8 protein-coding genes are annotated in these 11227 nt (G+C 73.1%); all 8 read left to right on the top strand.

The window, feature by feature from the left end:
• Positions 1 to 2006, top strand: a 2006-nt coding sequence (locus OO57_RS30860; RefSeq protein ID WP_033256024.1) for a peptidoglycan D,D-transpeptidase FtsI family protein, incomplete at its 5' end; no start/stop codon positions are given.
• Between the two features lies 1 nt (position 2007).
• The gene (locus OO57_RS30855; protein WP_418909927.1) at positions 2008 to 3654 is read left to right on the top strand and encodes a UDP-N-acetylmuramoyl-L-alanyl-D-glutamate--2,6-diaminopimelate ligase; all 1647 of its coding nucleotides are present in this window, start codon (positions 2008 to 2010) and stop codon (positions 3652 to 3654) included.
• Positions 3651 to 5054, top strand: a complete 1404-nt coding sequence (locus OO57_RS30850; RefSeq protein ID WP_033256022.1) for a UDP-N-acetylmuramoyl-tripeptide--D-alanyl-D-alanine ligase — start codon at positions 3651 to 3653, stop codon at positions 5052 to 5054. Before OO57_RS30855 ends, OO57_RS30850 begins: the two co-directional genes overlap by 4 nt.
• Positions 5051 to 6112 carry a phospho-N-acetylmuramoyl-pentapeptide-transferase gene (mraY, locus tag OO57_RS30845; RefSeq protein ID WP_033256021.1) on the top strand — a complete coding sequence of 354 codons (1062 nt, stop codon included), beginning with the start codon at positions 5051 to 5053 and terminating at the stop codon, positions 6110 to 6112. The genes OO57_RS30850 and mraY overlap by 4 nt, the downstream gene beginning before the upstream one ends.
• Complete coding sequence (gene murD / locus OO57_RS30840; RefSeq protein ID WP_033256020.1) at positions 6097 to 7539, top strand: UDP-N-acetylmuramoyl-L-alanine--D-glutamate ligase; 1443 nt, start codon at positions 6097 to 6099, stop codon at positions 7537 to 7539. The genes mraY and murD overlap by 16 nt, the downstream gene beginning before the upstream one ends.
• A gap of 109 nt (positions 7540 to 7648) precedes the next feature.
• Positions 7649 to 9016 (top strand): putative lipid II flippase FtsW, encoded by a 1368-nt coding sequence (gene ftsW, locus OO57_RS30835; protein ID WP_033256019.1) that lies wholly within the window; start codon positions 7649 to 7651, stop codon positions 9014 to 9016.
• A gap of 6 nt (positions 9017 to 9022) precedes the next feature.
• Positions 9023 to 10129: an undecaprenyldiphospho-muramoylpentapeptide beta-N-acetylglucosaminyltransferase gene (gene murG / locus OO57_RS30830; protein ID WP_033256018.1), complete on the top strand. Its 1107-nt coding sequence runs from the start codon at positions 9023 to 9025 to the stop codon at positions 10127 to 10129.
• The gene (locus OO57_RS30825) at positions 10122 to 10895 is read left to right on the top strand and encodes a cell division protein FtsQ/DivIB (RefSeq protein WP_051778461.1); all 774 of its coding nucleotides are present in this window, start codon (positions 10122 to 10124) and stop codon (positions 10893 to 10895) included. The genes murG and OO57_RS30825 overlap by 8 nt, the downstream gene beginning before the upstream one ends.
• The last annotated feature ends 332 nt before the right edge of the window (positions 10896 to 11227 follow it).

The following is an 11227-nucleotide window of genomic DNA, read 5'->3' as shown; positions in this document are numbered from 1 at the left end:
CGGCCCGGCCGCGCGCGTCCGCCGGGCACCGGGAGGTCGCGCCGCCGCGCCCGAGCGCCCGCCCGGCCCGCCGCCCGGCGCCGCCGCCCCGCCCCGCCCCGTCCGGCCCGCGGACCATCAAGCTGGCCGACCCGCGGCGCCGGCTGCGGCTGGTGACGGTCTGTCTGCTGCTGGTGTTCGCGGTCTTCGCGGGGCGGCTGGTGCAGCTGCAGCTGCTGGACTCCGACGCGCTGGCCGCCGCCGCTGGCGCCAACAAGTACGTGCGGGTGTCGCTGCCCGCCGAGCGCGGCTCGATCACCGCCGCGGACGGCACCGTGCTGGCCACCTCGGTCGACGCGTACGACATCACCGCCGACCCGACCATGTTCACCCCGGAGTTCACCCACCTGCCGGACGCACCGGAGCAGGCCGCGGCGCTGCTGGCGCCGATCCTCGGGCTGCCGAAGGAGGAGCTGGCCGGGAAGCTGCACCCGAACAGCAAGAACCCGAAGAGCCAGTACGCGCTGCTGATGGCCCGGCAGTCCCCGGAGACCAAGAACCAGATCGCCGACCTGAAGGCCTCGCTGACCAAGCAGGTCGACACCGCGGCCTGCCGCGGCCAGCGCCTGCTGCTCGACAAGCCCGCCGCCAAGGGCGGCCGCCAGTTCCTGGACGCGGCCTGCGTGAACCCGCTGGCCGGGGCGTTCTGGGACCAGTCGACCCGGCGCAGCTACCCGGCGGGCGGGCTGGCCGCCAACCTGGTCGGCTTCGTCAACGCGCAGGGCGTCGGCACTGGCGGCCTGGAACTCCAGTACCAGCAGCAACTGGCCGGGCAGGACGGCCACTCCACGTACGCCGCGTCGGCCGGCCGCCGGGTCGCCACCGCGGGCGGCGCCCGGCAGGACCCGGTGCCCGGCACCGACCTGCGGCTGACCGTGGACCCGGACGTCCAGTGGGCCGCGCAGCGCGCCATCACCGACCAGGTCGCCAACGCCGGGGCGGAGAAGGGCTACGTGATCGTCCAGGACGTGCGGACCGGCCAGGTGCTGGCGATGGCCACCTCGCCCGGCTTCGACCCGAACGACCTGGCCTCGGCCCGCGCCGACCAGCTCGGCAACGCCGCCCTGCAGGACGCGTACGAGCCCGGCTCGACCGCGAAGCTGATGACCATGGCGGCGGTGCTGGACACCGGCAAGGCCAACTGGGACACCCACGTGGAGGTGCCCAACACGCTGCAGCGGGCCGACCGGGTGTTCCACGACGACGTGGACCACGAGACCTGGTACCTGACCCTGGCGGGCGTGCTGGCCAAGTCCTCCAACATCGGCACCATCGAGGCCGCCGAGCACCTGGGCGCCACCCAGGCCGAGTCCAACAAGGTGCTGGCGGACTACCTGGACCGGTTCGGCATCGGCAAGCCCAGCGGCCTGGGCTTCCCCGGCGAGACCCGCGGCATCCTGGCGAAGCCCGAGGAGTGGAACGGCTCGCAGCAGTACACCATCCCGTTCGGCCAGGGCCTGTCGGTGAACGCCCTGCAGGCCACCTCGGTGTTCTCCACCATCGCCAACGGCGGCGTGCGGGTCGCCCCCAGCCTGCTGGCCGGGACCACCGGGCCGGACGGGAAGTACGCCCCCGCCCCCGCCGGGGCGCAGAACCGGGTGGTCTCGGAGCAGACCGCGAAGACGCTGACCGAGATGCTGGAGTCCGTCGTCACCGACGAGCAGGGCACCGGCAACACCGCGAAGATCCCGGGCTACCGGGTGGCCGGCAAGACCGGCACCGCGAACCGGGTGGACCCGAAGACCGGCAAGTACTCCGGGTACACCGCCTCCTTCATCGGCTTCGCACCGGCCGACCGGCCCCGGGTGACGGTCTCCTGCGTCATCCAGGACCCGGTCAACGGGCACTTCGGCGGGCAGCTGTGCGGGCCCGTCTTCAAGCAGGTGATGGAGTTCACCCTCAAGACCCTCCAGGTCCCGCCGAGCGGCAGCGAGGCGCCGAACCTGCCCGTCGACTGGAAACCCTGAGATGAGCGACACCCCCCGGCGCGCCCAGCGCCCTGTGAGCAGCGTCACGGAGCAGGCCCGGTTTGGCCCCGGGGGGCGCGGGGCCGATAGCCTTCCGGCCGTGCCGAAACCCGATCAAACCCCCGCGAGCCCGCCCCGCCCCCGCCGCACCGCGGCGCTGCCCCTCGCCGAGGCGGCCCGGCTGCTCGGCCTGGCCCCCGTCGAGGGCCCCGAGGTCACCGGCGTCACCCACGACTCCCGGGCGGTGCGGCCCGGCGACGTGTACGTGGCCTTCCCCGGCGCCAACCACCACGGCGCGGCGTTCGCCGCCGCGGCGGCCGCCTCCGGTGCGGTCGCGGTGCTCACCGACGCCGCCGGGGCCGAACCGGCCGCCGCCGCGGGCCTCCCGCTGCTGGTGGTGGACAGCCCGCGCGAGGTGATGGGCCCGCTGGCCGCCGCGGTCTACGGTGCGCCCAGCGAGGGCATGCTGATGATCGGCCTGACCGGCACCAACGGCAAGACCACCACCTCCTACCTGGTCGAGGGCGGCCTGCGCGAGGCCGGCCGGCTGGCCGGGGTGATCGGCACCGTCGAGATGCGGGTCGGCGAGGAGCGGGTCAAGTCCGAGCGCACCACCCCCGAGGCCACCGAACTGCACGCCGTGCTCGGCGTGATGCGCGAGGCCGGGGCGGAGGCCGTGGTGATGGAGGTCTCCAGCCACGCGCTGGTGTACGGCCGCACCGACGGCGTGGTCTACGACGTCGCGCTGTTCAACAACCTGACGCCGGAGCACCTCGACTTCCACCCCGACATGGAGGACTACTACCGGGCCAAGGCCCGGCTGTTCGAGCCCGGCAAGTCCCGCCACGGCGTCGCCAACCGGGACGACTCCTACGGCCGCCGGCTGGCGGGCGAGGCCCGGATCCCGATGACCACCTTCTCCGCCTCCGGCGACCCGGCCGCCGACTGGCGCGCCGTCGACGTCCGGCCCGGCCCGGCCGGATCGACGTTCCGGGTGGTCGGCCCGAACGGCGAGCAGGCCGACGCCTCGGTGCCGCTGCCGGGCCCGTTCAACGTCTCCAACGCGCTCGGCGCGATCACCGTGCTGGTCACCGCGGGCGTCGACCTGGACGCCGCGGTGGCCGGGGTGGCCGCCGTCCCCGGCGTGCCCGGCCGGATGGAGAAGGTCGAGGCGGGCCAGGCCTACGTCGCCGTGGTCGACTACGCCCACAAGCCGGACGCGCTCAGCTCCGTCCTCGCCTCGCTGCGCGAGGTCACCAAGGGCCGCCTGCACGTCGTCGTCGGCTGCGGCGGCGACCGCGACCCGTACAAGCGCGCCCCGATGGGCGCGATCGCCGCCCGGCTCGCCGACACCGCCGTCCTCACCAGCGACAACCCGCGCTCCGAGGACGCGCTGGCGATCCTCGCCACCATGCTCACCGGCGCCGCCGAGGTGTCCGAGGAGGAGCGCGGCGAGGTGCTCGCCGTCCCCGACCGGAGCGAGGCGATCGCCCTGGCCGTGGCCCGCGCGCACAGCGGGGACACCGTGCTGGTGGCGGGCAAGGGCCACGAACTGGGCCAGTACGTGAAGGGCGAGGTCCGCCCGTTCGACGACCGACAGGTCCTGCGGACCGCGATCGAGCAGCAGCTCATGGAGGTGGACCGGTGATCAGCCTGACCCTGGCCGAGGCCGCGCAGGCCGTCGGCGGCACCCTGGACGGTGCGGACCCGCAGGCGTCGATCACCGGCGCGGTGGTCACCGACAACCGGCGGATCGAGCCCGGCGGGCTGTTCGTGTGCGTGCTCGGCGAGCGCGTCGACGGCCACGACTTCGCGGCGAGGGCCGTCGCCGACGGCGCGGTCGCGGTGCTCGCCACCCGGCCCGTCGGCGTGCCCGCGATCCTGGTCGACGACGTGGTGGTCGCCCTCGGTCGGCTCGCCCGCGCCGTGGTGGCCCGCTCCGCCGACGTGCGGATCGTCGGCCTGACCGGCTCGGCCGGCAAGACCTCCACCAAGGACCTGATCGGCCAACTGCTCTCCAAGCACGGCGAGACGGTCTTCCCGGCCGGTTCGCACAACAACGAGATCGGCCACCCGCTGACCGCGCTGCGGATCGCCCCGACCACCCGTCACCTGGTGATGGAGATGGGCGCCCGGCACAAGGGCGACATCGAGTACCTGACCGGCATCACCCCGCCCACCGTCGGGCTCGTCCTCAACATCGGCACCGCCCACCTCGGCGAGTTCGGCTCCCGCGAGGCCATCGCCGAGGCCAAGGGCGAGATGGTGGAGGCCCTTTCGGCCGACGGCGTCGCCGTCCTCAACGCCGACGACCCGCTGGTGCGCGCGATGAGCAGCCGTACCAGGGCGAAGGTCGTGCTGTTCGGCGAATCCCCGGACGCGCACGTCCGCGCCACGGAAGTTCGCCTGGACGCCACCGGACGGCCACAGTTCACGCTCAGCACCCCGGCCGGTTCCGCACCCGTGCAGCTGCGCCTGTACGGTGAGCACCACGTCTCGAACGCCCTCGCCGCCGCTGCGGTGGCGGTGGAGCTCGGGATGCCCGTCGACCGCGTCGCCGAAGCACTCAGCGAGGCGGGTGCGCTGTCCCGCTGGCGCATGGAGGTGGTCGACCGGGCCGATGGCCTCACCGTCGTCAACGACGCCTACAACGCCAACCCGGAGTCCATGCGGGCGGCGCTGCGGGCCCTCGCGACGATGGCGGGCACCGGCCCGGAGCGCCGCCGCACCTGGGCGGTGCTCGGTGAGATGCGGGAGCTCGGCGAGGACAGCCTCGACGAGCACGACACCATCGGACGGCTCGCGGTGCGGCTCGACATCACCAAGCTGGTGGCGGTCGGCGGACGCGAGGCGGCCCGGATGGAACTGGGCGCGAGGAACGAAGGTTCGTGGGGTGAGGAGTCGGTGCTGGTGTCCGACGCGGACGCGGCGATCGAGCTGCTGCGCAGTCAGGTGCGGCCGGGGGACGTGGTCCTGGTGAAGGCTTCCCGTTCGGTGGGCCTGGAGAAGGTCGCCGAGGCGCTGCTCGCGGACGGTGCCGCGAAGTGAAGCAGATCCTCTTCTCCGGCATGATCGGCCTGGTGCTGACCCTGCTCGGCACCCCGGCGCTGATCAAGGTGCTCGCCCGGCACGGCTACGGCCAGTACATCCGCGACGACGGCCCCAAGGCGCACCACAGCAAGAAGGGCACGCCCACGATGGGCGGCATCGCCTTCATCCTGGCCACCCTGATCGCCTACTTCGCGACCAAGGCGATAACGGGCGAATTGCCCACCGCCTCCGGCCTGTTGGTGCTGTTCCTGACCGCGGGCCTGGGCCTGGTCGGCTTCCTGGACGACTACATCAAGGTGGTCAAGCGCCGCTCGCTGGGCCTGCGGGCCAAGGCGAAGCTGCTCGGCCAGTCCTTCGTCGCCCTCGCCTTCGCCATCCTGGCGATGCAGTTCAGCGACAGCCGCGGCCTGACCCCGGCCTCCGACCGGCTGTCCTTCGTGCAGGACTTCAATTGGGCCATCGGCCCGGTGCTGTTCGTCATCTGGGCGTACTTCCTGATCGCCGCGATGTCCAACGGCGTGAACCTGACGGACGGCCTGGACGGCCTGGCCACCGGCGCCTCGGTGATGGTCTTCGGCGCGTACACCTTCATCGGCCTGTGGGAGCACAGCCAGAACTGCGCCTACGCGATCAAGGCCACCGCGTCCTGCTACGAGGTCCGCGACCCGCTGGACCTCGCGGTGGTCGCCGCCGCGCTGATGGGCTCCTGCTTCGGCTTCCTGTGGTGGAACACCTCGCCCGCGAAGATCTTCATGGGCGACACCGGCTCGCTCGCCCTCGGCGGCGCGCTGGCCGGCCTCGCCATCGTCTCCCGCACCGAGCTGCTGCTCGCCGTCCTCGGCGGCCTGTTCGTGATCATCACCCTTTCGGTGATCATCCAGGTCGGCTCGTTCCGGATGACCGGCAAGCGCGTTTTCAAGATGGCGCCGCTGCAGCACCACTTCGAGCTCAAGGGCTGGAGCGAAGTCCTGATCGTGGTCCGGTTCTGGATCATCCAGGGCCTGTGCGTCGCCGTCGGACTCGGACTCTTCTACGCGGGATGGGTGACCAAGTGAACAACCCGGAGTGGGCCGGACTGCCGGTCGTCGTCGCAGGACTCGGCCTCTCCGGGATCAGTGCCGCCCGCGTCCTGCACGGACTCGGCGCGCACGTCACCGTCGTGGACGGCGGGGACGGCCCGGGCCACGCGGCCAAGGCCGCCCCCCTCGCCGACCTGGGCGTCGCCGTCCGCCTCGGCGACGGCGCCACCCTGCCGCCGGGCACCGCCCTGGTCGTCACCTCGCCCGGCTGGGCCCCCGACAGCGCGCTGTTCGCCGCCGCCGACGCGGCCGGCGTCCCGGTCTGGGGCGACGTCGAACTCGCCTGGCGGCTGCGCACCCCGCACCCCGCCACCGGCGAACCGGCCCCCTGGCTGGCCGTCACCGGCACCAACGGCAAGACCACCACCGTCCAGATGCTGGCCTCCATCCTCACCGCCGCGGGCAAGCGCACCGCCGCCGTCGGCAACGTCGGCGTCCCGGTGCTGGACGCCGTGCTGGCCGAGGAGCCGTACGACGTGCTGGCCGTCGAGCTCTCCAGCTACCAGCTGCACTGGGCGCCCTCGCTGCGGGTGCACTCCGGCGCGGTGCTCAACCTCGCCCCCGACCACCTCGACTGGCACGGCTCGATGGAGGCGTACGCCGCCGACAAGGGCCGGATCTACGAGGGCAACCAGGTCGCCTGCGTCTACAACCTGGCCGACCCCGCCACCGAGGCGCTGGTCCGAGAGGCCGACGTCGAGGAGGGCTGCCGGGCGGTCGGCTTCGGCCTGGACGCGCCCGCCGTCTCCAACCTCGGCGTGGTCGACGGCCTGCTGGTCGACCGGGCGTTCGTCGCCGACCGGGCCAACGCGGCCGCCGAGCTCGGCGCCGTCGCCGACGTCAACCCGCCCGCCCCGCACAACGTCACCAACGCGCTGGCCGCCGCCGCGCTGGCCCGCGCCTACGGGGTGGACGCCAAGGCCGTCCGGGACGGGCTGCGCGCCTTCACCCCCGACGCGCACCGGATCGCGCAGGTCGCCGAGATCGACGGCGTGACCTACGTCGACGACTCCAAGGCCACCAACACGCACGCCGCCGCCGCCTCGCTGGCCGCGTACCGGCCGGTGGTGTGGATCGCGGGCGGCCTCGCCAAGGGCGCCACCTTCGACGAGCTGGTCGCCGCCGCGGCGCCCCGGCTGCGGGCCGCCGTGCTGATCGGCCAGGACCGGCAGCTGATCCGCGAGGCGCTGGAGCGACACGCCCCGGAAGTCCCGGTCTTCGAGCCCGCCCCGGGCCAGACTGGCGCCGGGGCGATGGCCGCGATCGTCGCGGCCGCGGCCGCCGCCGCCGAGAAGGGCGACACCGTCCTGCTGGCACCGGCCTGCGCGTCGATGGACATGTTCACCAACTACGGTGAGCGCGGCGACCTGTTCGCCGCCGCCGTCCGGGCCCTGCGGCCCTGAAGCACGCACCACGAGGTCGCGCCCGCGGGCAGTTCGCCGCCCGGGCGCGGCCTCGCCGTCGGAGGACCCCCGGCACGTTCCAGTCCGTGACCCGAACCGTGAGGAGCCCGTGGTGCCGACCAGGGAGAAGGAGCCGCCGCAGGGCCTCCAGCTGATCTCGGCGACCACCACCACCTTCAAGTCGGCCGGCCCCCTCGCCCGCTTCCGGGCCGCCCGGGAGCGCTTCGGCTACCTGATGGCCCGGCCGCTGACGCCGTACTACCTGATCCTGGGCGCCGCGCTGCTGCTGGTGGTGCTCGGCCTGGTGATGGTGTTCTCCGCCTCGCAGAGCGTGGTGGTGGACTACGGGCTGCCGATGACCTTCTTCTTCCGCAAGCAGCTGATCGCCCTGCTGCTGGGCGCGGCGATCGCCGTGGTGCTGACCCGGGCCCCGGTGCGGGCGCTGCGCACCGCCGCGTACCCGCTGCTGTTCGGGGTGGTGGGCGCGCTGGTGCTGGTGGCGATCCCCGGCGTGGGCGTGCGGATCAACGGCAACCGGAACTGGATCAGCCTGGGCTTCTTCCAGATCCAGCCGTCCGAGTTCGCCAAGCTGGCGCTGCTGCTGTGGGCGGCCGACCTGCTGGCCCGCAAGCAGCGCACCCACGTGCTCGACCAGTGGAAGCACCTGCTGATCCCGCTGGTGCCGGGCACCGTCGTGCTGATGATGCTGATCATGATCGGCGGCGACATGGGCACCACCATGGTGCTGATCGCCATGCTGTTCGGCCTGCTCTGGATGGTCGGCGCCCCGCTGCGGCTGTTCGCCGCCACCCTGGGCATCGCGGTGGTCGCCTGCACCGCGCTGATCATCACGGTGCCGCACCGGCTCGGCCGGCTGGCCTGCGTCGGCGTCACCAGGCCCGACCCCAACCTGGACTGCTTCCAGGCCCTGCACGGCCTGTACGCCCTGGCCGCGGGCGGACCGTTCGGCTCCGGACTGGGCGCCGGGGTGGAGAAGTGGGGCCAGCTGCCGGAGGCCCACACCGACTTCATCTTCGCCGCCACCGGCGAGGAACTCGGACTGGTGGGGACGCTGTCGGTGCTCGCCCTCTTCGCGGCACTAGGCTACGCGGGTATCCGAGTGGCCCTCGGCACCACGGACCCGTTCGTGCGGTACGCGGCGGGCGCCGCCACCACGTGGATCATGGCTCAGGCCGTGGTCAACCTGGGGTCGGCGCTGGGACTCCTGCCCATCGCGGGCGTCCCGCTGCCGCTGTTCTCGTACGGCGGTTCCGCGATGCTGTCGGCCATGTGCGCCATCGGGCTGCTGCTGTGCTTCGCACGCAGCTCCCCGGCGGCGAAGGCAGCGCTGGCTGCCCGGCCCCGCAGATGGCGAAAAGGGGCCAACTCCCGGTTCGGGCCAGTCCTGGACCGGGTGCTGCCAGGTAGGAAAACCACAGCGCGCAAGGCCGCCCGGCCGCCGCGCAGGGAGCGGTGAATTTCGGTGCATGTCGTACTCGCCGGCGGCGGGACCGCCGGTCACATCGAGCCGGCCATGGCGCTCGCGGACGCGCTGCGCAGGCACGACCCGTCGATCGGGATCACCGCCCTCGGCACCGAGCGCGGACTGGAGACCCGGCTGGTCCCGGAGCGCGGCTACGAGCTGGCGCTGATCCCGGCCGTCCCGCTGCCCCGCAAGCCCACCCCGGAACTGATCACCGTCCCGGGCCGGCTGCGCGGCACCGTGCGCGCCGCCCAGGAGGTCATCGAGCGGGTCAACGCGGACGCGGTGGTCGGCTTCGGCGGCTACGTGGCGATGCCCGCCTACCTGGCGGCCAAGCGGGCCGGCGTCCCGATCGTGGTGCACGAGGCCAACGCCCGTCCCGGCCTGGCCAACAAGATCGGCGCCCGCTACAGCGACTTCGTCGCGGTCTCCACCCCCGACTCCAAGCTGCGCGACTCCCGGTACATCGGCATCCCGCTGCGCCGCACCATCGCCACCCTGGACCGCGGCACCGTCCGCCCGGAGGCCCGGCACTACTTCGGCCTCGACCAGCGGCTGCCCACCCTGCTGGTCTCCGGCGGCTCGCAGGGCGCCCGCCGCCTGAACGAGACGGTGCAGGCGATCGCGCCCCGGCTCCAGCAGTACGGCGTCCAGATCCTGCACGCGGTCGGTCCGAAGAACGAGCTGCCGACCATCGACGACATCCCCGGCATGCCGCCGTACCGGGCGCTGCCCTACCTGGACCGGATGGACCTGGCCTACGCGGCGGCCGACATGATGCTCTGCCGCGCCGGTGCGATGACGGTGGCCGAGCTGGCCGCGGTCGGCCTGCCCGCCGCGTTCGTGCCGCTGCCGATCGGCAACGGCGAGCAGCGGCTGAACGCCCAGCCGATGGTGAAGGCGGGCGGCGGCCTGCTGGTCGACGACGCCGAGCTGACCACGGACTGGGTGCTGAAGAACGTGCTGCCGGTGCTCACCGACCCGGCCAAGCTGTGGGAGATGTCGCGCGCGGCCGCCGAGTTCGGCCGCCGGGACGCCGACGACCTGCTGGTGCAGATGGTGTACGAGGCGATCGAGGCCGCCCGCGGCGGCCGCCGCCGTGGCTGACGAGGAGTACGAGGAGGAGCTCGGGGAGGACGGCGCGACGGCCCGTCCGCCCCGGCTCCGACTCTCCCGCCGGGGCGTCGGGGTGCTGGTCGCCCTGGGCGCGCTGGTGGTCGGCGGCCTCGGCTGGACGGTGTTCTTCTCCTCCGCGCTGGACGTCCGCGGGGTGGCCGTCCAGGGCCTGGACTCCGGCAGGCTGACCCAGCAGGACGTCGAGCGGGCGCTCGGCGGCACGGCGAGCGGCCCGCTGGCCCGGGTCGACCTGGACGAGGCCAGGGCCGAGGTGGCGAAGGTGCCCCGGGTCGCCTCGGTGGAGGTCTGGCGGGGCTGGCCGCACACCCTGCGGGTGAAGGTGACCGAGCGGCGCGCGGTGGCGGCGATCCAGCGCGACGGCGGCGGCTTCGTCCAGGTCGACGCCCGGGGTGTGGAATTCGCCACTGAGCCCGAACCCCCGCCCGGCGTCCCGGTGGTGGCCCTCCAGCTGAGCCGGCCCGCCCAGGACGCGGTGGCCGTGATCGACCGCCCGACCCTGGTCCGCTCGGCGGTCACGGTGGCCGCCGGACTGCCGCCGGACGTGGCGAAGCAGGCCGGTTCGCTCACGGTCTACTCCTACGACGACATCCGGCTGCAGCTGGCCTCCGGCGCGACCGTCCGCTGGGGGAGCGCGGAGGAGACCCCGCGCAAGGCCGCGGTGCTGACCGCCCTGCTCGGTCAGAAGGCGTCGAATTACGACGTGAGTGCGCCGGATGCCCCGGCGGTGTCGGGTTGATCCGGTAAGTTCTCTGCCCGGGGGCGGTATTGACGGAGCCACGGCTCCGGTCCGACCCTTGGTGGTCACCCCGGTTTCACCGAGGGGTCGATGATCACATAGGCTCAAAAGAAAAAGGGAAGCTCGGCGTGTTCGTTGAAACACGCGCCGGTTGCGACCTACTGTCCTGTGTCAACGAGCTGTGCTCGACACCGAGGTGACACCGGCACAGCCATAACCCTCAACCTCAAGTTTAGGGTTCGGGTTGGAACCACGTGCTTCCCACCCATCGACATCCGTCGGCCTTCACAATCCAGGGGAGCCGACCCGGAAATTCGAGGCGAGAGGCCCCG

The sequence above is a fragment of the Kitasatospora phosalacinea genome, assembly GCF_000717185.1.
Classification (GTDB): domain Bacteria; phylum Actinomycetota; class Actinomycetes; order Streptomycetales; family Streptomycetaceae; genus Kitasatospora; species Kitasatospora phosalacinea_A.
The sequence above is the reverse complement of the archived record's forward strand: the minus strand, read 5'-3'. Positions and strand labels throughout refer to the sequence as shown.

Bases quoted from the DNA above. Each gene is read 5' to 3' on its own strand.
- OO57_RS30855 (WP_418909927.1), top strand. From the start codon at position 2,008: ATGAGCGACACCCCCCGGCGCGCCCAGCGCCCTGTGAGCAGCGTCACG.
- murD (WP_033256020.1), top strand. From the start codon at position 6,097: ATGGGTGACCAAGTGAACAACCCGGAGTGGGCCGGACTGCCGGTCGTC.